We start from the raw sequence: 21,839 nt of genomic DNA on the forward strand, positions 1-21,839 counted from the left end.
CTATATGCATGTTTCATGCACATGTGCCGGCCCTCCGCTTACATGATTGTAGCTGCAGGTTCGTTTGAAATTAAATCAATGATTTTATTGTATTCATCCATGATCGCAACTTTTGGTTTGTGATCTCCCAGTTTATCCTCAGAAACCATCACATAAGAAATGATTATCACGATATCATCCGGCTGCACCAGTCTAGCTGCCGCTCCATTCAAACACACGACACCGCTACCCCGTTCACCCGCAATCACATACGTTTCAAGCCTTGCACCATTATTATTATTCACGATGGCGACTTTCTCATTAGGCAAAATCCCCACCGCATCTATTATATCTTCATCAATCGTAATGCTGCCTACATAATTCAAATTAGCTTCAGTTACCCGTGCACGGTGGATTTTTCCATTCATCATCGTTCGAAACATCTCAATTCCCCCTGATCTTATGATTTATTCTATATATAAGGTGATATTATCAATTAGTCTTGCATGCTTGAACTTTACAGCCATTGCAATGATGATGTTTCCTGCCAGTGATTCAAGTGGTTTAAGTTCCGGGTATTGATAGACTTCAATATAGTCAATCACGCCACTTGTTTGGGCAGTAATATGTTCACTAATTAGAGCCGTGACGGTAGCTGCATTTCTTTCACCTGATTCAACCGCCTTTTTGGCCTTCAATAAACTTTGGTACAGCTCTTTAGCCTCCATGCGTTCTTGATCTGATAGGTTCACATTTCGCGAACTCTTCGCTAACCCATCTTCCTCGCGTACGGTATCTACAGCAACAAGCTGGATAGGGAAATTGAAGTCTTTGATCAGTCCATCTATCACGGCGACTTGCTGGGCATCCTTCTTACCAAAGTAAGCTCTATCGGGAAGGATGATATTGAAGAATTTCGTTAAGACTGTCGCTACACCATCAAAGTGTCCAGGCCTTTGTCTCCCGCATAAAACATCCGTCCTGCTTTGGACAACAACTTTCACAGATGGTTCTTCACCGTACATTTCATGGACTGTTGGATAAAAGAGATAATCCACTCCGCCATTGGCTGCGACATTTTCATCCCGTTCCAAATCCCGCGGATATGTTTCAAAATCCTCATTCGGTCCAAACTGCATCGGATTTACAAAAATACTCAATACCACAATATCATTTTCTTTGCGGGCCATTTCCAAAAGGGTTGCATGCCCCTCATGCAAAAACCCCATTGTCGCTACATAGCCAATGCTTTTGTGATTGTTTTTTTCCTCTCTAAGTGCCAATTGCAAATCAGCTGCTGATGTAAAAGTTTTCATCTTTTTCCTCCGTAAAGTTCAGAAAGCTGCTCTTCCTTCATCGTGAATGTATGTTCTTCCGACGGAAAATCTTTAGATTTCACTTCATTCACAAAGCTTGTAATCGATTGGCCAATCAAATCATTTGCATCTCCATAAACTTTTACGAATTTCGCTAGCCGGTCTACCCCATACTTGATGACATCATGGTAAACGAGGACTTGACCATCCGTTTCTGCACCTGCTCCAATTCCAATGGTTGGAATTTCGAGGTTCCGTGTGACGAGTTCCCCCACTTGATATGGAACACATTCAAAAACTACTAGCATCGCCCCTGCCGCTTCACACTTTCTCGCATCTTCCAAGAGTTGTGCTGCACTTTCTGCATCTTTTCCTTGCACTTTATATCCGCCCAGAACACCGACGGATTGAGGAGTCAAGCCAAGATGGGCTACAACCGGGATGCCTGCCTTTGTCAATGCTGATATTTTTTCAACAACATCATCCGCTCCCTCGAGCTTCACGGCGTCCGCATGACCTTCCTGCATGATCCGGGCTGCATTCTTCAGTGTTTCATCCATAGATAGGTGATAGCTCATAAAGGGCATATCCGTCACGACAAATGTATTTGGTGCCCCGCGTTTTACTGCCTTTGTATGATGAATCATGTCATTCACCGTAACTGGAATCGTTGAGTCATACCCCAATACGACCATTCCTAAAGAATCACCGACTAAAATCATGTCTACACCTGATTGTTCGGCTAACTTTGCTGAAGGGTAATCATAAGCCGTGAGCATGACAATCTTCTCTTGATTTTGTTTCATCTTCAAAAAATCTCCGGACAATTTCATTACGTTTCCTCCTTTTAATGGAGGAGATGAAAACATCAGCGAAAACTGGTGTCTATACATTCATGCGCAAAAAAAGGACTGACTAAAAAAGTATCTGTTTCGCTACGAAAAATGGCATGAAAAGCCACAATTCGATCAATAAACAGCACTTAGCTTTTTAGTCAATCCCTTTATTTCATCAGAAGTTTCATCCCTCCGTCCCAGTCCAGTTCTCTGGATCAAGGCAGATTTTCAAATAATTTGGTATTTATGGGGGTGCAGTTCACATGAGATACTGCCCACTTGCATTATATCAAGCAAAATTGAAATTTTCTATTTAATTTTCACGAATTTGACAAAAATCTACTGAATTTCAATATCAGCAGAATATATCGAATGTACGGTACCTTTTCCGTCTTCGAGAAGTAAAACGCCTGAATCCGTTATGCCCAATGCTTTTCCGACAATCATGTCATTAACGGTACTGGCTTTGATTACCTGTCCAAGACTGATCGCATAACTCTCCCATAAATCCTTTATAGGCATGAACCCTTGATCTAAATAGAGTTCGTACAGATTTTCAAGACGAAATAATGCTCGTTGAATGACCTTGGACCTTGAAATCGTCCCTCCACTTTCTATGAGTAGGGAGGACGCTTTTTCCTGCAGTTCTTCAGGAAAATCCTCCAATTGCTGATTGATATTCATTCCAATTCCGATAATGACAGAATGGATTCTATCTGACTCCGCCTGCATCTCCGTCAGGATGCCCACCACTTTCTTGCGATTCACCAAAATATCATTCGGCCACTTTATCTGCGGCTTCAAATCAGTGGTATCCTCTATAGCCTGAGCTACAGCGACCGCGGCCAATAATGTAAGTTGCGGCGCCTCATGAATCGGAATTTTCGGTCTTAGGATTAGACTCATCCATATCCCGCTGAATTTTGGGGAATGCCAAGATCTCATTAGCCTTCCTTTGCCGGATAACTGCTCCTCGGCAACGACGAGGGTTCCTTCCTGAACTCCTTCATTTGCTAGTTGATGCGCAATTTTTTGAGTGGATTCAACAGTTTCCTGATAATGGATCAACTTGCCGATCGTTTTTGTTTCCAAGCCAAGTTGTATTTCGCTCTCGGACACTTTTTCCGGCGCCGATATGATCCGGTAGCCTTTTTTCCTAACAGCTTCGACATTATATCCTTCACTGCGCAGATCTTCTATATGCTTCCAGACCGCTGTGCGCGAACAGCCAATGTATTCAGCAATTTCCTGACCGGATATAAACGCACCATCCGCTTTTGAGAGGGCTTCCATCAGCTTTGTTCTTAACTCAGATTGCATTTCACCAGCCACCTCTTAATTTCTTCTTTATCATTTCTTAATTCTTCATTCAAGACAGCTTTCAATATTTTTTCCAAGTATTCCTTGACCCATGGACCTGGCTTTTCTTGATGCCAAATCAATAGATCCGTCCCCGTGACGGCAAGATCCGACATTTGTTTTATAATAAGTCCATTGTAGCGTTGGTGTGCATTCTCTTCAGCATCCGATACATTCCCGGCATTCAGTGCAGCTCTGACTTTAGCAGCTTGTACCGTTATGCCATGACCTGCCTGAAATACATCGATGGCTGATGGTTCCTTACTCTTCACCAGCTTTATCGTACGTTGAACGTTTCTTATCGTTTTCAATGGCAGCTTCCATGCCCTCAAAGCCTCTTCGATTTCTTGATCCTTTGTGTGAATCATGATGATAGACCATATTTCTGCCGCATTCAGTTGATGAAGCGGCAGGTTCAGTAAGTCCATCAGATGATCTTTTTTACTTGAGAATAGAGGCAGGTATTGATATAATCCGCTTTCCAGCAATAGTGAGAAAGCCTTTATCTTATTGGAGCCGGCCGCTAGTTTCTCAAATTCAACCAGGATTCTTTCGACAGCGATTTCACTGATGTTCTGGGCGTTCTCTTTAAGGGAATCAAAGGTTTCTTGATCCAGTTCAAAATCAAGTTGACTGACGAACCTTAAAGCACGCATCATTCTCAATGCATCTTCATGAAACCTTTCATGCGGGTTACCAACTGTGATAATCCTTCTTTGTGCCAAATCGCGCTTACCATTAAATGGATCGATGATCTTTCCGGTCTTATCCATTGCTATTGCATTCATGGTAAAATCTCTTCTTTGCAAATCTTCGGTCAAAGAACGGACAAACTTTACGGCATCGGGCCTGCGAAAGTCCGAATACCCGCTTTCCGTTCTAAACGTCGTAATTTCGTATGTACCCGTATCCGTAATGACAAGCACTGTACCGTGGTCGATTCCGATATCAGCCGTATTAGGAAAAATTCTTTTGATTTCCTGGGGTGTTGCGGAAGTAGCGATGTCCACATCGTTTATTGTCCTGCCAAGGATATAATCCCTTACAGAGCCGCCAACGAAATAAGCCTCATATCCTGCTTCTTCAATCAATTCCAGAATGGGTACTGATTTCAAGAATAACCGATCCATCAGCGTCTCCTCCCTATTCCATGGATTTACCTTCAAGTGCTTGAATGTAGATGGCTTCATACTCTGACATAATCGTATCACTATGGAAATCAGTATTGGCCCTTTCCAGCGCAGCTTCAGAAAAGCGTTTATGTAAACTCGGGTCGCTTAAAAGTCCAACCGCTTTTTCAGCAACCATTTTGACATCTCCCAATTCACAAATATAACCAGTCTCCCCATCAACGATGACTTCAGGTATTCCCCCGATATTCGTCCCGATACAAGGAACTCCACATGCCATCGCCTCGAGCAGCACAAGTCCGAAACTCTCTTTTTCCGATAACAGGAATATCAAATCACTGATTGAATATAATTCCGCAAGGTTATCCTGCTTACCAAGGAACAAGACCGCATCATCGATTCCAAGATCTTTAGCCAATTTCAATACGGTTGTCACTTCCGGCCCATCTCCTACGAGCAGTAGCTTTGCAGGCATTTTCTTTTGAGTTAAATAAAACGCCTGGATGACATCTTTCACTCGCTTGACCGAACGGAAATTCGAAACATGTATGATCACTTTTTCATCTTCCCTGATTCCGTATTCATCCTTAAGGTAATCTGAATCGGATTTATGGTACTCTCTTTCATCAATGAAATTATAAACGGTTTTGATTTCCTTATCCGGCGCGATTAATTCGTGCGTTTGCTGAACAAGGGAATTAGATACTCCTGTAACGACATCTGATTGCTCTATGCCGAATTTAATCAAATTGGTCAATGAGGGATCCTGGCCCAAAACGGTGATATCCGTACCATGCAGTGTCGTTACGATCTTTACTTCATTACCTGACATCTGCTTTGCAAGGATCGCACAAACAGCATGTGGAATTGCATAGTGAACGTGAAGGATATCTAATTTTTCCCGTTTTACGACATCCGCCATCTTGCTCGCAAGCGCCAAGTCATATGGCGGATATTGAAAGACTGAATATGAGTTCACTTCAACCTGGTGATAAAAAATATTACAGTACATCTTATTTAAGCGAAAAGGGATGCTTGAAGAAATGAAATGTATTTCATGTCCTTTTTCTGCAAGCATCTTACCTAATTCAGTTGCTACGACACCAGAACCCCCAACTGTCGGGTAACAGGTAATTCCAATTTTTAATTTCATAAGATTATTATTCTCCTAACAAGTCGGCATCGATCAGTAACGGTTTTTTTGTCATGAATCCCTCCGCAAAGGCGACACCCACTTCTTTGCCAAACATCCGCTCCCGTGCCTCTACAGTCTCGATATAGCCATTAACTAACGGTGTTTCTACAGATACCTGACTTTTTTCGAATTGGCTCCCATATGCCCTAAGGCTATCCAGCTTTTTCGATATTGTAGACGTGATATCCACGACGAAGTCCGGTTTGTGAAACCCATTGATCATATAATAGTGCATATTTTGGATACGATGGGAACCCAGACCTTCTTCTTCCATATACTTTCTTACTCCTGCCGAAAAAACTGCTTCCTCGACTAATTTGGCACAGTTACCATGATCGGGATGGCGATCTTCCAAAAATGGTGCAAATACAAGTGCAGGTTTATATTGGCGAATGACCGCGATGATTTGGTTTATGTATTCCGCCTTCATGTATAGTCCCCTGTCGGGTAGATCAAGGGAAATCCTCTTCACCCCAAGGATTTCAGCAGCCTTATCGGCTTCCTCTTGCCGCAGTGGAACGGTTCCGTTGGACGACATTTCAGCTTTTGTCAAATCACAAATGACAATTTTCCTGCCTTGTTGCACATATTTAGCGATTGTGCCACCCATACCGATTTCAACATCATCAGCATGTGCCCCGAAAGCCAGGATATCTATATTACTTTTGTTTATCATTTATCTCACCTTGTTTTTGCCGTAGTTTTAGCCAGTCCATATACCCATGTTTCAAACCTTGTATGAGCACTTCTGCAGTGCCCATATTTGTTGCCAAGGGAATTTCATATACATCTGATAGGCGGATAAGCGCCGATACATCAGGTTCATGCGGCTGTGATGTCAAAGGATCGCGGAAAAATAGGACCATGTCCATTTCTCCGCGAGCAATCATTGCACCTATTTCCTGATCTCCGCCAAGAGGTCCTGAATGAAAACGATGGACAGGCAGTGATACTTCTTCCATGATTCGTTTCCCAGTCGTACCTGTTGCAAATAATTCATGCTGCTCAAATACATCTTTATAGGCTGTCACAAATTGAATGATATCTTCTTTTTTCATATCATGGGCAATTAAGGCAATTTTCATCGTAAATCCTCCTGATCCCTATTCAATAATATTTTCCAAGCCGTATACAAGAACATCCAATTTCATGACGGTATCGACAGCAAGTTTGACTCCTGACATGAAGGAAGCTCGATTAAAGGAATCATGCCTAACCGTCAATAGCTCTCCATCACTTCCGAAAAGCACCTGTTGATGGGCAACGAGTCCCGGTAGACGGACACTGTGGATATGCATGCCATCTACATTTGCACCTCTTGCCCCCTGGATGGTTTCTTTTTCATTAGGGTGCCCCTGTTGTTTTGGTTCACGTACCGCTGCAATCATGTCTGCCGTTTTGGAAGCAGTTCCAGAAGGTGCATCCAGTTTTTGATCATGGTGCATTTCTATGATTTCCACATCCGGGAAATACTTTGCGGCCATTTGGGAAAACTTCATCATCAAAATGGCGCCAATTGCAAAGTTTGGCGCGATGATGCAACCAATGCCTTTTTCTTTTGTCAATGAATCCAGCTTTGCTAAATCTTCTTTTGTAAAACCAGTCGTTCCCACTACAGGGCGGATGCCATGATTAAGTGCCGTTTCGGTATGGAACATGCCCACTTCCGGTGTGGTCAAATCGATCAATACGTCTGCCTCTACAGAAGAAAAGCATTCATTTATATCAGAAAAAACCGGTGCTTCAATCCCGTGAAAACCTTCTATTGCGGAAAGGCTTTCCCCGTTATGCTTGCGATCTATGACAGCTGCCAATTCAAACCCTTCTGTCCTATGTACAAGCTTCACCGCTTCATTTCCCATTCTGCCTCGTGGACCTGCTACAATCACTTTCACTTTACTCATCTTTACCTTCCTCCTCCATTTCCTCTTCTTTTCTTGTCCATCTATCTTTATCGCGGGTTGTGAATTTTTCCATGACCAAATCATGCGAGTTTTGAAGATCAATCCCTAAAGAATTGGCAAAACAAATCAACACAAAAAGCATGTCCCCCAATTCCGCTTCAATGGTATTCTCTTCCTCTGTTGCCTTCTTTGGTTTTTCACCATGGTAATGATTGACTTCCCTAGCCAATTCCCCAAGTTCTTCAGACATGCGTGCGAGCATGGCCAGAGGGCTGAAATATCCTTCTTTAAATTGTCCTATGTATCGGTCGACTTCCGCTTGCATTTGTTGGATCGTCTTTTGCTTTTCCATATGAGTCACCCATTCTTGATTTTCGTTTTCAAACATCATACCTTCTCCATGTTAGCTAAAAGTGAAACAGATGACAACAGATACGTTTGGAATCAAAATTGCCCATAGTTGGTTAATTAGTTATAATAAGTAAATTAATGCTATGCAAACCTTTGGAGGTATGGGACATGCTTTTGGGCTTAAAATTGAAAAACATCATATTTATCCTTTTTGGGGCTGGAATATTCGCTTTTGGCCTTGTGCATTTTAACATGCAGAACAACTTGGCCGAGGGCGGATTCACTGGCCTCACCTTGATTATATATCAACTTATCGGGATAAATCCTTCTTATTCTAATTTGATTTTGAATATTCCCTTATTTTTAATCGGGTGGAAATATTTAGGGCGCACATCTTTCTTTTATACGATTATCGGAACGGTTGGCCTCTCCGTTTGGCTTTGGGTTTTCGAGAGATACGAATTTGAAATCAATCTCGGTAATGATTTGATGCTTGTGGCATTGTTTGCCGGGGTCTCGGTTGGTGTCGGGCTGGGCATCATTTTTCGTTACGGCGGTACAACAGGCGGAGTGGATATCATTGCCCGTTTTGCCCATCGTTACTTAGGGATGGGCATGGGTCGGACCATGTTCATCTTTGATGCCGTCGTCATTGGCCTGTCCATCCTTACCTACCTGGATTACCGGCAAGCGATGTATACCCTCGTTGCCGTTTTTATAGGTGCCCGAGTAATCGACTTTATGCAAGAAGGAGCCTATGCTGCTAGAGGTGCAATGATCATTAGTGACAAAAACAAGGAAATTGCCGAAAAAATCATGAATGATATGGAGCGGGGCGTAACTGTATTAAGGGGCTATGGGTCCTTTACACGCAATGACCGGGAAGTCCTCTATTGTGTTGTTGGGAAAAATGAGTTAGTCCGCTTAAAAAATGCCATAACTTCTGTGGACCCTCATGCATTTGTATCAGTCAGTGAAGTTCATGACGTATTGGGTGAGGGCTTTACCCTTGATGAGAACAAGAATCCCATTGAAAGGTGATCCATTGACTGTACATACCGATTGAATGCAACCCTTATGAATGTTGCCCTGTCCAACTGAATTTTATTAGCAATGTGCAGCTAATACTCTAAAAATGAAAAAAGGACCCCATCCCAAGATGGTGTCCTTTTCTCATTAATCTTCTTCCCTCATTCCTGTATACATAAGCAGAAGACGAACTAATTCCATTACGGCTACAAGAGCGGCAGCAACATAAGTCATCGCAGCGGCACTTAATACTTTTTTCGTTTCCCGTTCTTCATCGTTCCGGATGACCCCGGCGGAAACGAGTTGATCCATCGCCCTAGAAGAGGCATTGAATTCAACCGGCAGGGTAATCACTTGGAACAATACAGCGGCTGCCATAAATACGATACCCGCCAATAGCAACCCAGGAATTGAAGCTAACATCCCGATTAAAATCAAAATCCAAGATATGTTAGAGCCAAAATTAGCTACCGGTACTAATGCATGACGGAAACGCAAGAATGCATAGGCTTCTTTATCTTGAATCGCATGTCCAACTTCATGGGCTGCTACCGCTACACCGGCAACTGAATGGCCGTGATAGTTATCCGATGATAAACGTACCGTTTTATCCCTTGGGTCATAATGGTCCGAAAGCATTCCAGGTGTCTCTTCGACCCTGACATTGAACAGTCCATTTTGATCTAAAATGGCCCGCGCCGTCTCAGCACCGCTCATACCGGAAGAGGCCGATACCTTTGAATATTTTTTATATGTGCTTTTCACTTTCATTTGTGCATAAATCGGGATTAAAATGATAATCGCCAAATAAATGAAATACATGGTATCCTCCTATAACTATTATTACTCTTAATTCTATGGATTGAAGGCAACCGTGTCAAATATAGTGTTCTCTTCCCCTGTCTTTTTAATCATTATGTTCTTTCCTTGGTTTTTCCCTATCACCTTTATATTTTCTCCAGCCTACATAAGAAAGCGTCATGATAATGATTGAGCCTGTCGATATGATGACCCACCAAAGGGAAGGATCTGCATCATCTTCACCCATATCATCAAAAATGGAAGTTAGTTCGTTTTGCAACGCATCCAGTTCCTTCTGACTTTCTCCATCACTGATTACCTCCGGACGGTATTGGTTGATGTATTGAATCCTCGTGTCCAGTTGCTGCATCGTTTCTTTAGAAAGGTCGACTTTCAAGCTTGGATATATCATTTCATATTGTGATAGGAATAAGTTCAATTGGCTATTGAAAGTAATTGTGTCTTGATTGATCGCGGCATTCTTTGTCTGCTGGAATGAATTCATCATTTGATCCTCCATCTCTGTCCAAAGAGGCTGATGGGTGGACTTGACCGCATCAACAACAAGCCGGAACTTTGTAACAGAATTAACCTTTTCGGAATCTCCCTTGTTCATATCCTTTATTGTCATCAACGCCTCATTATGAGCTACAGTGATAATTCGAAGTTCGTCCATGTCAAGGATCTGCTCTTTCGCTGTCTCTTTTAAAAACCGGTCAGAAAAAAACGTCAGCATCTTTTCCGAATCTCCATATCGCTTCAACTTGGTCATTTCCAAGGCTCTATCGGAAATGTTATCTAATTGCTCCAAACTTGAAGAGGATTCTGCATAGACAGGGAAATGTAAGACGACAAATAAAACAGCAATGGTTAATATGAATTTTTTCAACATGCTACTCGTCCCTCCTCATATCTCTACTAAAACGATATGAAAGAAAAAACATGAGTAGACCTCGTTCAACATAAAAAAGTTAACCCTGCTTTTACAAAGCTGTATTTAGAGTTAACTTTTTAATGGATGAAGGATAGGGTGGTCCGCTTTTTTCTATATCCAAAGTACCAGCCGACAAAAATGGATAGTATACTGAGCCAAAAAGTGAAATAACCTATCGAATTCATAAATACCAATAAATCACGATAAATTGGCATCATTTCGAAAACATAATCGATTATGTCATTATGTATGGTCCAAATCGCGGCCACTATCAAATGCCAAGGTTTTATTCGATAAAATGGTGCATATAATACCCCTTGTATCGCCATCCCCAAATGAGAAGCCATTAACATATAACCTTCCCATGGCAATGAACCGGTTGTCACGAAGGTCATCAAATTCATTGCAACCGCCCATATTCCATATTTGAAAAGTGTTATGATCGCCAACGCTTCCATAAGTCCGAAATTCCTTCTTAACAGGAACCCCAATAAAACAAATACAAAGAACAGGCTAGCTGTCGGGCTGTCCGGTACAAATGCCAAAAAAATCGCCGGAGTGTTTTCCAATTGACTACCGTACCAATAATATCCATAGGCAGTACCGAAAATATTTATTAATAATAACAAAGCGAGCATTTGCCGGTTTGCAAGCAAACTGTAAATAACATTCATTCTTTTTACCCTCACTTACATTCTCAAGTATATTCATTTTACAGGCCATCAACCAGAAAACCAAGTATTCATTTCAAATTCCTCTCATATACGCTTCAATTTACCAATAAAAAAGCCGACAACCGTAGTCGTCAGCTTTATTTGCAGCCTATGAAAGAAATTGAAGTTTATGGCTATATTACTTTGTCGATAAACCAGATACAAATTCAGCTAATGTTTTCAGTTCTTCATCTGTACCTTTGAACATGCCAGCTGGCATGGCACCCTGGCCTTTGACTGCGATTTTAGAAATTTCTTCTGGCTTCAATCCAGTGTCAATTAAGCTTGGCGCTCCTGCTCCACCAGTTAATTCTGCTCCGTGACAGCTAATACAGCCATTAGAATCCATCAGTTTATACCCATCGCTCTCTTTATCAATGTCTGCACCTTCCACGATGGCTCCTTGCTTCTTGGAAGCTTCCCAATCGTGATGGGCTGCGGACTCCCATGTTAGATAGAAAACGCCGGCCATTGCCAATAGCATGAAGCCTACAGCAAAAGGACGTTTCGCCGGGCTCCGCTCTGGACCACGATCTAGAAAAGGTGCCAAGAGTAACGCTCCGAAAGCCAAGCCGGGTATTACCATGGACCCGATAGCATTATAAGGACCTGAAGCATAGGTATACTTAAGTAATTGGTAAAGGAATAGGAAATACCAGTCCGGCAGCGGAATATACCCTGTATCTGTTGGATCTGCTATCCTTTCCAATGGTGACGGATGTGCGATTGTCAGGCAAAGGTAGCCTACAAGAAATACAGCTCCTACCATCCATTCTTTTAAAAGGAAATTAGGCCAAAATGCTTCAGTTTTCCCAGGATATTCTGAATAATCTTTCGGAATATTCGGTTTACGGTCCGCGGAGATACGCGAGTCACCTACGAATTTCATACCTTTCCCACGATGCATTGAACAATTCCCCTCCTTTATGAAAAGGTTTTTTTGGTTTTTGGTTCACCATTCTTTTATAGCGGACCTGAAATACCTTGTTTTCGGATCATCAGGAAATGAGCCGCTAGTAAAGCAAATAATGCTGCTGGCAGGAAGAATACATGAATTGCAAAGAATCGTGTCAATGTCTGTGCTCCAACGATGGTTGGATCTCCTGCTATCAATGTCTTGAGTGCCGGTCCCATCAACGGTACCGATTCGACAATTGTCAACGTAACTTTCGTTGCGAATAGCGCTTTCATATCCCATGGCAATAAATAACCAGTCAAGCCTAATGCCAGCATGATGAAGAAAATCAATACGCCGACCATCCAGTTCAATTCACGCGGTTTTTTGTAAGCTCCCTGGAAGAAGACACGAAGAGTATGTAAAAACATCATAACGATAACTAGACTTGCTCCCCAGTGATGCATACCACGGACAATTTGACCGAAGGCAACTTCATTTTGCAAATAATAAACAGATTCCCAAGCGTTTTTAATGTCCGGGACATAGTACATCGTCAAGAACATGCCTGACAAGATTTGGATGACCGTAATAAAGAAAGTTAACCCACCAAAACAATATACGAATGCAGAAAAATGATGTGCGGGGTTAACATGTTCAGGAACCTCATGGTCAGCAATATCCCGCCATAACGGCGTAATATCTAAACGCTCGTCCACCCAGTCATATAACTTTGTTAGCAATGTTTACGCCTCCCCGTGCGGTTTTAGTTGACCCAAATAAAGTATTCCATCTTTTTCTTTCGTGTCAAAGACATCCAATGGTGAAACTGGCGGTGTCCCTTTCACATTCATCCCATCTTTCGTATACCTGCCGTAATGGCAAGGACAGAAAAATTGATTCGGATTAGTCTTATCCGTATTCCACCCTACCGTACAGCCTAAATGTTTACAGATTGGAGATAAAGCAACGATCTTACCATCATCCGTTTTGTAAACCCAAGCTGTATTTGTTTCTTCAGACTCATACCACCCATCGACCTGTTTAAAACTAAAGTCGACACGGGTTGGTTCGGTAGTGAGTTCACCTACCTTTTGCTTAGTTGCAACGTAATCCCCGCCTTTATCAGCTGATAATACAGGATCAATTGCAAACCTAACCATAGGCATCAACATACCGGCCGCCATAAATCCACCAACGCCAGTAAGTGTGTAATTAAGGAATTGACGTCGTGAAACATTATGCTTGCTCATGCGTTTTCCCCCCCTCTATTACTATACTGAGAGCCCAAAGGACCAATAAATAGCGACACTATAAAACTAGGACATTTCCATGATATCTCAATAATTTACCAAGGTCAATATTTGTAAAACCCAAAAGGTGGCAACTATGTGTCAAATAATGCGAAAAATCCTACTTTTTTTCATTTTTCCAATTATAAGAGAAAATATCAAGGATTTGGAGAACTTGCTGGTTAATCATTTCCCTTGCTTGTTCAATTTCAAGCCCCTCCAAGGGAATGGCAGGAATCCATACTAAATTATTTTCTAATTCCCGCTCTTCTTTTTTCCACTCGAAATCCGATGTTAGAAAGAAAACATGCTCGAAATTATTTTCTTTCACTTCATTGGCCCAACGCTTTAACCGTTCAACCTTATCCATTTCATCGCTTAAATAATGAAATGTCGGCAATAAAAGAATTCTACCTTTCATCTGCTTTTCAATTTCCAAGCTTAAAATGGTAAGAAATTCATTCATTGAGCCCGTTTGCTTCATTTGCCCTTTAAAAGATAGGGGAACCAAAGGAATCAAAACGGTATCCACATACTCTTTTGATTGCATATACATGTCAAGATCTTTTGCTGTCCACTTCATGTTTTTTCTTCACTCCCGATTTTTGAATCAACTCCTTATCATTTTACCATTTTTTTATAACATCTTTACCATATACCCATAGTCTTTACAAAAATGTGGATTTTATCAATGTTTTATAAAAAATAAAAACCTTTCCTGTTTACGGAAAGGTCAATTTATTTCATCCAAGTACTTTCAATTGATTCAATTGTTCGGTTAAATCCTTAAATGCTTGTTCATCATGCTTATCAAGTGCTTCATCGATTTCCTTAAGAAGACGGTCCCTTTGAAAATACAACATGCTTCTTTCTAAAAATTGTTCAGCTAGCAGCTGATCTTTTTCATTCGATGCCGTCGATTTCGGCATGAAGGGATTGTGCTCGAGTACCGCTGCATATTGATAGGAAGAGTAAGACGATTTAAAATTAAGCTGAATATAAATGTCTTCGTCCCGATTTAAACGGATATCATGAAAAGATTTCTCTGCATCGGTCGTCATGATATTGGACTTATAGAACCTGAAAGGGACCTCATCCACACAATGTGTCGACATGATCAGTCCACGTGGGCAATATTGTGCATTTTCTACAAAATGAACCTTTTTCATCAGTTGATCATGACTCATTAAGTAATTCAATATCCACACGCATTCTCTTCGTTTCAGTTGATAATGATTTAAGAACCACCGAATAAAATCCTTCTTCTCATTCACAGAAACAGGGGCAGCCACCATGAATTCCCTCCTCTGTCTTGATTTAGTTTTATTTCACTTATCTACATTTCCTCTGTGCTTTCACCTAGCCGCTCCAAGATCATTGCATACTCATCATTCGCCGGATTCATCTCAAGCAGCTTATTAAATACTTCTCTAGATGTGGCTCTGTCTCCTTCTTCAATTAAAAAGAAACCATAATCTTCAAGGAAATCTTGATTGCTCTTGAATGAATTATATGCTTTATGATAGCTGGTTAATGACTCTTTAAATTGTTCGGTATGCTGATAAGATACAGCAGCAATCCAATCAAACTGAGGATCATCCTCTCCATATCGCCTTACTTCACCTATACACTCCAATACATCTTCATACCTTTCTTGGTGCATATACAATTTCAAAAGGGTGAGTGCAGCTTCCAGATATCCCGGATCAATGGCAAGTGCTTCTTTAAATAGATTTTCAGCCTCTTTGTCAAGCCCGCTTTTCAAGGCTATTTTACCACCGAAGAAGTAAAGTTCCTTATTGAATTCATCAGCCTTGATTCCTTCTTTGACCGTTTTCAAGGCATTTTCGAGATCTTCAAGATGTTCATAACTCTTTGCCAGGTACAAATATAGTGAATGATATTCATGATCTAATTCTTTCAGTTCAATAAACTTTCGTACGGCTGTCTCATAAAGACCTGCCTGAAAAGCTGTAAATGCATATTCAAATAGAGTATTGATTTCAAGTCCGTCCTTCAAGGCCTTCTCAAAGTGCGGAAGGGCCTCCTCGAACTTGCCCGAGCTGCTTAATGCTTCAGCAAGCCTCTGATTGACATTAACACCAGCGATTTCTTGTTCCTGTTCCAAAACCTTTATGTAATTTGCAATGGCTTCCTGATCCCTGCCTTGATGAAAGAACAGTTCAGCTAGTGCAAAATCAATGATGATCTCATCTGGAAGCATTTCCTTAGCCTGCAGTAATTTCCGTTCGCTGACCTCATCCATCCCCTGCAATTGATAAAGGTCCGCTTCCAAAAGCAAAGCACTTGGATATACTTCATCATCTGCACTTACTTTTTCAAGCATCAGCATCGCTTCATCTTCCTGGTCCATATCAATTAGGATTTCCGCCAACGAAACAATCAATTCTCCTTCATCGGGATAGAGTTGCAGCAGATGTTCAAAAAGATCCTTTGCCTCTTCCGCAAAGCCAAGCTGGAGCATTTCTTCGGCCAGCAATAAAATGTCCTCTGCTGACTCTGATGATTTAATTCGATTTATATGTTTAAGAGCTTCTGTTAATTCCCCTTTTTTTAAATGCTGTATAACTTGTTCCACTGTGTTCATTGTTGAATCCTTCCTTTTGCATGATAGACTTGGTCCCTAGTCATACACACTCACGCCATAATGTAACATACTCTGCCATTAAGAACAAAATACCATGTAATCGCGAGATGCATAGTAAACAGTATTCACTAGTTTACCATACTGCAGCCTTGTATTCCATCGATGAAGTCCCCTCCCATTCTCATTAAAAAAAGGTTACTAGTTAATTCTCCATGCTACGGTAAATCTCCTTTTTGATCTTGAACCCCTTTTTCATTATTTTCATGATCAATTCAGGTACAAAACACCTCTGATGTTAGCGCTTTCAACACTTTTAAGCATTTAAAAAAAGTTTACAGACCAAATAAGGTATGTAAACTTTTTTTATATTTACTTTATCAATTGCGTCAAATGCCCAAAAAATTGTGGATATGATACATCGATGGCATCAGGGTCGGCAAGTTCCACTTCCCCATCCGTTATCAAAGCCGCTACAGCAAGCATCATCCCGATACGATGATCCCCATGGCTTGTAACCATACCTCCATTCAGGGCTTTACGGCCTTTGATGATCAATCCGTCTGCTGTCGGGGTTATATCTGCCCCCAGGATGGAAAGCTCATTTGCAACAGTATCAATTCGATTCGTCTCTTTCACTTTTAATTCTGCTGCATCCTTGATCGTCGTTATCCCTTCTGCCTGTGTCGCCAGAAGTGCAATTACCGGTATTTCATCGATGAGACGGGGAATTAAATCACCGCTGATGGTCGTTCCTTTTAATCGGGAGCTTCTGACCGTGATGTCACCTGCAGGTTCTCCCTCGCTCGTCTTCTTCTCTATCGTGATATCAGCCCCCATCGATTTCATGACTTCGATGATTCCAGTCCTTGTCGAATTAAGGCCCACATTCTTTAATACCACTTCACTATTTTCCGTAATCGCTGCAGCCACCATGAAGAAAGCTGCCGAAGAAATATCACCCGGCACATGGATGGCCGTCCCTTTGAAGACTTGATTTCCGCTTACTTTAATCGTATGGCCGTCCTTTTCGATTTTACCGCCAAACTCCTGGATCATTCGTTCTGTATGATCACGGGTCTCTTCCGGTTCGATAATGATCGTTTCACCTTCTGCCTGTAAACCAGCCAAGATTATCGCAGATTTCACCTGTGCACTCGCTACAGGCAATTCGTAGCGAAGCCCTTGTAATTTGCCTCCTCTTATGGCAAGGGGGGTATATTCGGCTCCTTTTCGGCCATCAATGGTTGCTCCCATCTGACGTAGAGGGTTGACTACCCGGGTCATTGGACGTTTGGCTATCGATTCGTCACCTGCCAAAACCGCTGAAAAATCCTGTCCTGCCAATATGCCCATCATTAACCTGATCGTGGTACCAGAATTTCCGACATCCAGTACTGATTCAGGTTCCTTTAATCCATTAAAACCTTTGCCTTCAATTTTGACGTGCTGGCCATCTTGTTCAATATGGACTCCAAGCTGCTTAAAACAGGAAATCGTACTTAAACAATCAGCTCCTGGAAGAAAATTAGTTACTGTCGTTTCCCCTTCGGCAAGGGCTCCAAACATTATCGAACGATGGGAGATCGACTTATCTCCAGGTATGACAATCGAACCACGCAATGTTTGGATTTTTGTTTGTAATTTTTTAGTATTCATAAAACCATCCTTCCCTATATTATTATGCCAGGATCGTTTCATAATCTGTATGTCTTGAAATACACTCCGCAGCTTTTATGCGATCAACATCCGTTTGGAAACTGATGACCAGCACACCGTATATCTCTTCCCTGGTTTCAATGATCCTTATGTTTGTAATGCTGATACCTTCTTGTGCCAAATATCCGGTAATCTCAGAAATTATTCCGGCATAATCCGGTATATCGATATATAAATCATAAAACGCTGGTATGGCGCCTTTCGCATGTGTCGGCAAATCATCCCTGAAAATCTTGGCATCGGTAAAGAATCGAAGGATTTCTTCACTTTCTTCATTCGCAACCAGACCTTTTATATGCTCCATTTCATTCAGCCAATCATTCATTAATTCAAGCAGCACATCCCGGTTATGTAACAAAATGTCACGCCACATTTCCGGACTGCTTGAGGCGATTCTGGTAATATCCCGGAATCCACCTGCTGCGAGCCTTGAAATCAACTTGTTTTCCTTACTGTAATTTTCTGCCTGCTTAACGAGCCCTGATGCGACAATATGCGGAAAATGACTAATGACCCCAGTCAGCTTATCGTGTGTGGCAGGACTAACAATAAGAAAGTTAGCTCTTGTCCCCTGCAGCCACCCTTTCAGCTGCTCAACTTTTTCTTCTTTGATGGTGTCCCCGGGAGTAAGCAAATAAAATGCATGTTCGAATAAATGTAATTTGGCTGCCGCAGCGCCGCTCTTATGGGAACCAGCCATAGGGTGCCCCCCGATGAAGGCCACCCCTTTATCTATCAATGGTTTCGCTGCCTTAACGACTGTATCCTTCGTACTTCCTGCATCAGATATGAGGACATCGCTTTTCAAATCCATATCAGCCAATTGAGCTAAAATCTTCACGGTTTCATTGACAGGCACGGCAAGTAGAATCAAATCAGCTTCACATGCTCCCGCTTCCAAAGATGATACAGAATCATCAATGATCCCCAATAGCATCGATAGTTGAATATTCTTTTCACTTAGGTCCATACCAACAATCACGGCTTCAGGATGTGCATGGCGTACAGCCATGGCCAGTGATCCGCCTATTAGACCTAAACCTATTACAAAAACCTTACCCTTCACTCTTCTCTCCCCCGCATCTTTTATGCTCCTCTAGGTTTGATGAAACGTTAAAGCAGCGAATCAGAAGGTGCCTCAACTTCATTCAAAAAAGCTTTAATAGCATGGATCATTCCTTCATTTTCTTCCGTAGAACCAATCGTTACCCTCAGGCTGTTAGGAAAACCGAAAGATTTCCCCGACCTTGCGATGAAGCCGCGCTCAAGCAAATATTGAAATACCACATCGGCATCCTGTTTAAAATGGATAAAGATGAAATTACCTTGTGACGCGTAATAAGCCAAATTTTCCTTATTGCAAAATTCATAGTACTGCTTTAGCCCTTTTTGATTTTCTTCCTTGCATTTTTCAATGAAGGCCTGATCTTCCAAAGCGACGATAGCAATATTCTGTGCAAATGTGTTCACATTGAATGGTTCCCGGGATGGATCTAGTTTCTGGATGATATCCTCATCCGCCAAACCGTACCCTACCCTAAAACTGGCAAGTCCATAAATTTTTGAGAAAGTCCGGAGTATGATCAAATTTTTATATTTATTGATCCATTGATTCGTTCTAGGGTAATCCTCAGCCGTTGCATATTCACAATAAGCTTCATCCAAAACGATAAGAACATCTTCCGGCACTTTTTCGATGAACGATAATAAGTCCTGTTCCGAAATGTATTTACCTGTTGGATTATTTGGTGTACAAAGCCATACAACCGATGTTTCATCATCTATTACTTTAAGCATTCCTTCTAGATCATGAGCACCGTCAATATGAGGAACTTCCCTTATTTCCGCTCCTTCTAGTGTGGCATTATGGCGATACTGCGAAAAAGTGCCTGTTGCCATGACCGTATTCTTTCCAGCTCCCAATAGACTCCTGGAGATGATTTGAATGTTCTCATCAGATCCATTTCCAAAAATAAGCTGAGTTTCTTTCACACCTGTATGTTTCGCAACAGCCTCCCTTAGCATCGTTGCATATCCATCTGGATAGATGGCAAACGAATGGGTTGAATTCCTAACGGATTCCTTGACCTTTTCCGAACAGCCAAAAGGATTTTCATTTGAAGCTAATTTCGTGATTTTTTCCAGCCCGTATAATTTTTTCACTTCATCAGTGGATTTTCCCGGTTGATAAGACTTCAAGGAAAGGACCGCTTCATTCCATTTCATGTCAATCACCTCTATATATTTATCACTTTAAAGTAAGAAAGTGTGAGAATAGTATATCATATTAATAGATTTATAATCATCTTATATCTGCTTTGTCAAATCTGGCCGTAATACCGTAGCCCCTGCCTGGTATACATGCTGTATCTCTTTTTGAGATTTTGTCGTATTTACGTGGATCATGACCCGGATGCAAAATGGCAAGGAATTGCTCACCGGTATTTCTTTCATGCATGTAACCGGTACATAAGTCCAGCCTTCGAATTTCCTCAAGGCTTTGGCAGGGAAGACAGAACGAATCTCTTCCGTAGCAGAAAAAAATACAGAAGCTACCATATCGGGATCAACTTCGTTGACCTGAATGATCTCGGCCATCAACTTTTCGACAGCAGAAATCACTTCCATTTCCGTGTCACTTTCTACTGTAGTGGCACCCCTTATTCCTCTTATCACACATAGTCCCCCTTCTACTGAACTCTAAATCATCTCCGCCATTTCCTCTATCAGCTCAGAGTCGGCTATATCCATTAATAGCGGTGACCCCACTTCGTTTAGCAAGACAAAGGTAGCTGCATCATTGACCGATTTTTTGTCTGTTTTCATTAATTCAAGCAGCATTTCATGTTCAAGTCGGGTTGGAATGGTTATTTCATAACCTAAAGAAGAAACCCAGGCAATAAACTCATCTAGTTTAAAATCAAGATCCACTTTCTTTCTGCTTAGTTTAAGAGCATATACCATCCCGATTAAAATCGATTCCCCATGCGTAAAGTTTCCGTATCCCATTGAACCTTCCACTGCATGTCCAAGCGTATGACCAAAATTCAAAAAGGCACGAATGCCGTTTTCCTTCTCATCCTCTTCGACAATTTTAGCTTTTATGCTAATCCCTTTTGTAATCATGGTAAGGAATTCCTCATCCGTTATATCATTCAAATCAACAATATTCGACTTTAACCATAGATAAAGCTCATTATCTGCTATCAAGGAATGTTTAATGACTTCTGCAAAACCTGACCTTAATTCTTTAAGTGGCAGAGTCTTTAAAAATTCCAGATCATAAATGACCGCTTCAGGCTGATGAAAGGCACCAATCATATTTTTCCCTAGCGGGTGATTGATGGCAACCTTGCCGCCCACTGCACTGTCGTGGGCAAGCAAAGTCGTCGGAACCTGTATAAATGGAATCCCTCTCATAAATGTAGCTGCAACGAATCCAGCCAAGTCACCGACTGCACCGCCGCCAAGGGCAATAATCAATGACTTGCGATTAATCTGTTGTGTTAAGCAGAAGCTTTGGCATTCATAAAACACATCGAATGTTTTGGCATGCTCCCCTTCTGGCACTACATGATGCAAGACCGGTTTTCCCGTCTTGATCAGGGCGTCCTTCACAGTCTGCAAATGAAGTGCCGCCACTTTCTCATCAGTTATGATCAGAATCTTATTTAGATGATTCAGCTCATGTGTTATTAATTCGGGCAATTCATTGATTGCCTTCTTGCCAATTAAAACCGGATATTGCTTGGAAGCCGTTTTTATTTGGATGGATTCCATG

The 21,839-nt window shown here is 41.6% G+C and carries 25 protein-coding genes; 1 reads left to right on the forward strand and 24 read right to left on the reverse strand.

From position 1 onward, the window contains the following. Window positions 1-38 precede the first annotated feature (38 nt). The 10 genes from panD to NYE65_RS02310 all read right to left on the reverse strand — a co-directional run bounded on the left by panD (window position 39) and on the right by NYE65_RS02310 (window position 8,107). Window positions 39-422, reverse strand: coding sequence for an aspartate 1-decarboxylase (gene panD, locus NYE65_RS02265; protein ID WP_057276303.1), 384 nt, complete (start codon window positions 420-422; stop codon window positions 39-41). A gap of 24 nt (window positions 423-446) precedes the next feature. Then, entirely contained in the window at window positions 447-1,295 is an 849-nt protein-coding gene (gene panC, locus NYE65_RS02270; protein ID WP_340859742.1) for a pantoate--beta-alanine ligase, read from the reverse strand. Beyond that, window positions 1,292-2,128: a 3-methyl-2-oxobutanoate hydroxymethyltransferase gene (gene panB / locus NYE65_RS02275; protein WP_328176792.1), complete on the reverse strand. Its 837-nt coding sequence runs from the start codon at window positions 2,126-2,128 to the stop codon at window positions 1,292-1,294. The genes panC and panB overlap by 4 nt, the downstream gene beginning before the upstream one ends. Window positions 2,129-2,470: 342 nt before the next feature. Then, on the reverse strand, window positions 2,471-3,451 hold the full coding sequence (locus tag NYE65_RS02280) for a biotin--[acetyl-CoA-carboxylase] ligase (protein WP_264638959.1): 981 nt from the start codon (window positions 3,449-3,451) through the stop codon (window positions 2,471-2,473). Then, the gene (locus NYE65_RS02285) at window positions 3,436-4,620 is read right to left on the reverse strand and encodes a CCA tRNA nucleotidyltransferase (protein WP_340859744.1); all 1,185 of its coding nucleotides are present in this window, start codon (window positions 4,618-4,620) and stop codon (window positions 3,436-3,438) included. Before NYE65_RS02285 ends, NYE65_RS02280 begins: the two co-directional genes overlap by 16 nt. Window positions 4,621-4,633: 13 nt before the next feature. After that, window positions 4,634-5,773, reverse strand: a complete 1,140-nt coding sequence (bshA, locus tag NYE65_RS02290; protein ID WP_063590701.1) for an N-acetyl-alpha-D-glucosaminyl L-malate synthase BshA — start codon at window positions 5,771-5,773, stop codon at window positions 4,634-4,636. A 7-nt stretch (window positions 5,774-5,780) separates the two neighbouring features. Further along, entirely contained in the window at window positions 5,781-6,491 is a 711-nt protein-coding gene (bshB1, locus tag NYE65_RS02295) for a bacillithiol biosynthesis deacetylase BshB1 (RefSeq protein ID WP_340859745.1), read from the reverse strand. Further along, window positions 6,475-6,900 carry a methylglyoxal synthase gene (locus tag NYE65_RS02300; RefSeq protein WP_048681639.1) on the reverse strand — a complete coding sequence of 142 codons (426 nt, stop codon included), beginning with the start codon at window positions 6,898-6,900 and terminating at the stop codon, window positions 6,475-6,477. Before NYE65_RS02300 ends, bshB1 begins: the two co-directional genes overlap by 17 nt. 18 nt (window positions 6,901-6,918) lie before the next feature. Further along, the gene (dapB, locus tag NYE65_RS02305; protein ID WP_340859747.1) at window positions 6,919-7,719 is read right to left on the reverse strand and encodes a 4-hydroxy-tetrahydrodipicolinate reductase; all 801 of its coding nucleotides are present in this window, start codon (window positions 7,717-7,719) and stop codon (window positions 6,919-6,921) included. Then, complete coding sequence (locus NYE65_RS02310; RefSeq protein WP_223255836.1) at window positions 7,712-8,107, reverse strand: nucleotide pyrophosphohydrolase; 396 nt, start codon at window positions 8,105-8,107, stop codon at window positions 7,712-7,714. The genes dapB and NYE65_RS02310 overlap by 8 nt, the downstream gene beginning before the upstream one ends. 131 nt (window positions 8,108-8,238) lie before the next feature. On the opposite strand from NYE65_RS02310, the gene NYE65_RS02315 reads away from it, so the two are divergent. Next, complete coding sequence (locus NYE65_RS02315) at window positions 8,239-9,111, forward strand: YitT family protein (RefSeq protein ID WP_034307964.1); 873 nt, start codon at window positions 8,239-8,241, stop codon at window positions 9,109-9,111. A gap of 135 nt (window positions 9,112-9,246) precedes the next feature. On the opposite strand, the gene NYE65_RS02320 is transcribed toward NYE65_RS02315, so the two are convergent. From NYE65_RS02320 to aroB, 14 genes are all read right to left on the reverse strand, one after another. Next, window positions 9,247-9,921, reverse strand: a complete 675-nt coding sequence (locus tag NYE65_RS02320) for a zinc metallopeptidase (RefSeq protein ID WP_340859750.1) — start codon at window positions 9,919-9,921, stop codon at window positions 9,247-9,249. An 85-nt stretch (window positions 9,922-10,006) separates the two neighbouring features. Continuing rightward, the gene (gene ypjB / locus NYE65_RS02325) at window positions 10,007-10,792 is read right to left on the reverse strand and encodes a sporulation protein YpjB (protein ID WP_034307968.1); all 786 of its coding nucleotides are present in this window, start codon (window positions 10,790-10,792) and stop codon (window positions 10,007-10,009) included. 119 nt (window positions 10,793-10,911) lie between these two features. Next, window positions 10,912-11,508: a DUF1405 domain-containing protein gene (locus NYE65_RS02330; RefSeq protein ID WP_264638962.1), complete on the reverse strand. Its 597-nt coding sequence runs from the start codon at window positions 11,506-11,508 to the stop codon at window positions 10,912-10,914. A gap of 178 nt (window positions 11,509-11,686) precedes the next feature. Beyond that, window positions 11,687-12,454 (reverse strand): menaquinol-cytochrome c reductase cytochrome b/c subunit, encoded by a 768-nt coding sequence (locus tag NYE65_RS02335; RefSeq protein ID WP_034307972.1) that lies wholly within the window; start codon window positions 12,452-12,454, stop codon window positions 11,687-11,689. A 56-nt stretch (window positions 12,455-12,510) separates the two neighbouring features. Next, the gene (qcrB, locus tag NYE65_RS02340) at window positions 12,511-13,185 is read right to left on the reverse strand and encodes a menaquinol-cytochrome c reductase cytochrome b subunit (protein WP_034307974.1); all 675 of its coding nucleotides are present in this window, start codon (window positions 13,183-13,185) and stop codon (window positions 12,511-12,513) included. Window positions 13,186-13,188: 3 nt separating this feature from the next. Beyond that, window positions 13,189-13,695, reverse strand: coding sequence for a ubiquinol-cytochrome c reductase iron-sulfur subunit (locus NYE65_RS02345; protein WP_034307977.1), 507 nt, complete (start codon window positions 13,693-13,695; stop codon window positions 13,189-13,191). Window positions 13,696-13,855: 160 nt separating this feature from the next. After that, entirely contained in the window at window positions 13,856-14,317 is a 462-nt protein-coding gene (locus tag NYE65_RS02350) for a YpiF family protein (protein ID WP_053535588.1), read from the reverse strand. A gap of 160 nt (window positions 14,318-14,477) precedes the next feature. Next, window positions 14,478-15,029 (reverse strand): ReoY family proteolytic degradation factor, encoded by a 552-nt coding sequence (locus NYE65_RS02355; RefSeq protein WP_034307987.1) that lies wholly within the window; start codon window positions 15,027-15,029, stop codon window positions 14,478-14,480. 41 nt (window positions 15,030-15,070) lie between these two features. Further along, on the reverse strand, window positions 15,071-16,342 hold the full coding sequence (locus NYE65_RS02360; RefSeq protein ID WP_328176795.1) for a tetratricopeptide repeat protein: 1,272 nt from the start codon (window positions 16,340-16,342) through the stop codon (window positions 15,071-15,073). A 369-nt stretch (window positions 16,343-16,711) separates the two neighbouring features. Next, window positions 16,712-17,998, reverse strand: coding sequence for a 3-phosphoshikimate 1-carboxyvinyltransferase (gene aroA / locus NYE65_RS02365; protein ID WP_340859754.1), 1,287 nt, complete (start codon window positions 17,996-17,998; stop codon window positions 16,712-16,714). Between the two features lie 22 nt (window positions 17,999-18,020). Further along, window positions 18,021-19,124 carry a prephenate dehydrogenase gene (locus NYE65_RS02370; protein WP_057276291.1) on the reverse strand — a complete coding sequence of 368 codons (1,104 nt, stop codon included), beginning with the start codon at window positions 19,122-19,124 and terminating at the stop codon, window positions 18,021-18,023. Window positions 19,125-19,171: 47 nt separating this feature from the next. Next, window positions 19,172-20,284 (reverse strand): histidinol-phosphate transaminase, encoded by a 1,113-nt coding sequence (gene hisC, locus NYE65_RS02375; protein ID WP_063575748.1) that lies wholly within the window; start codon window positions 20,282-20,284, stop codon window positions 19,172-19,174. A gap of 81 nt (window positions 20,285-20,365) precedes the next feature. Further along, the gene (gene aroH / locus NYE65_RS02380) at window positions 20,366-20,734 is read right to left on the reverse strand and encodes a chorismate mutase (protein ID WP_082609239.1); all 369 of its coding nucleotides are present in this window, start codon (window positions 20,732-20,734) and stop codon (window positions 20,366-20,368) included. Window positions 20,735-20,758: 24 nt separating this feature from the next. Further along, window positions 20,759-21,838 (reverse strand): 3-dehydroquinate synthase, encoded by a 1,080-nt coding sequence (aroB, locus tag NYE65_RS02385; RefSeq protein WP_340859755.1) that lies wholly within the window; start codon window positions 21,836-21,838, stop codon window positions 20,759-20,761. Window position 21,839: the final 1 nt, after the last annotated feature.

Origin of the sequence: Peribacillus sp. FSL R5-0717 (assembly GCF_038002945.1) — a bacterium.
Taxonomy (GTDB): domain Bacteria; phylum Bacillota; class Bacilli; order Bacillales; family DSM-1321; genus Peribacillus; species Peribacillus frigoritolerans.

Coding starts and splice junctions, on each gene's coding strand:
- panD (WP_057276303.1), bottom strand. CDS start 422: ATGTTTCGAACGATGATGAATGGAAAAATCCACCGTGCACGGGTAACT.
- panC (WP_340859742.1), bottom strand. CDS start 1,295: ATGAAAACTTTTACATCAGCAGCTGATTTGCAATTGGCACTTAGAGAG.
- panB (WP_328176792.1), bottom strand. CDS start 2,128: ATGAAATTGTCCGGAGATTTTTTGAAGATGAAACAAAATCAAGAGAAG.
- NYE65_RS02280 (WP_264638959.1), bottom strand. CDS start 3,451: ATGCAATCTGAGTTAAGAACAAAGCTGATGGAAGCCCTCTCAAAAGCG.
- NYE65_RS02285 (WP_340859744.1), bottom strand. CDS start 4,620: ATGGATCGGTTATTCTTGAAATCAGTACCCATTCTGGAATTGATTGAA.
- bshA (WP_063590701.1), bottom strand. CDS start 5,773: ATGAAATTAAAAATTGGAATTACCTGTTACCCGACAGTTGGGGGTTCT.
- bshB1 (WP_340859745.1), bottom strand. CDS start 6,491: ATGATAAACAAAAGTAATATAGATATCCTGGCTTTCGGGGCACATGCT.
- NYE65_RS02300 (WP_048681639.1), bottom strand. CDS start 6,900: ATGAAAATTGCCTTAATTGCCCATGATATGAAAAAAGAAGATATCATT.
- dapB (WP_340859747.1), bottom strand. CDS start 7,719: ATGAGTAAAGTGAAAGTGATTGTAGCAGGTCCACGAGGCAGAATGGGA.
- NYE65_RS02310 (WP_223255836.1), bottom strand. CDS start 8,107: ATGTTTGAAAACGAAAATCAAGAATGGGTGACTCATATGGAAAAGCAA.
- NYE65_RS02315 (WP_034307964.1), top strand. CDS start 8,239: ATGCTTTTGGGCTTAAAATTGAAAAACATCATATTTATCCTTTTTGGG.
- NYE65_RS02320 (WP_340859750.1), bottom strand. CDS start 9,921: ATGTATTTCATTTATTTGGCGATTATCATTTTAATCCCGATTTATGCA.
- ypjB (WP_034307968.1), bottom strand. CDS start 10,792: ATGTTGAAAAAATTCATATTAACCATTGCTGTTTTATTTGTCGTCTTA.
- NYE65_RS02330 (WP_264638962.1), bottom strand. CDS start 11,508: ATGAATGTTATTTACAGTTTGCTTGCAAACCGGCAAATGCTCGCTTTG.
- NYE65_RS02335 (WP_034307972.1), bottom strand. CDS start 12,454: ATGCATCGTGGGAAAGGTATGAAATTCGTAGGTGACTCGCGTATCTCC.
- NYE65_RS02345 (WP_034307977.1), bottom strand. CDS start 13,695: ATGAGCAAGCATAATGTTTCACGACGTCAATTCCTTAATTACACACTT.
- NYE65_RS02350 (WP_053535588.1), bottom strand. CDS start 14,317: ATGAAGTGGACAGCAAAAGATCTTGACATGTATATGCAATCAAAAGAG.
- NYE65_RS02355 (WP_034307987.1), bottom strand. CDS start 15,029: ATGGTGGCTGCCCCTGTTTCTGTGAATGAGAAGAAGGATTTTATTCGG.
- NYE65_RS02360 (WP_328176795.1), bottom strand. CDS start 16,342: ATGAACACAGTGGAACAAGTTATACAGCATTTAAAAAAAGGGGAATTA.
- aroA (WP_340859754.1), bottom strand. CDS start 17,998: ATGAATACTAAAAAATTACAAACAAAAATCCAAACATTGCGTGGTTCG.
- hisC (WP_063575748.1), bottom strand. CDS start 20,284: ATGAAATGGAATGAAGCGGTCCTTTCCTTGAAGTCTTATCAACCGGGA.
- aroB (WP_340859755.1), bottom strand. CDS start 21,838: ATGGAATCCATCCAAATAAAAACGGCTTCCAAGCAATATCCGGTTTTA.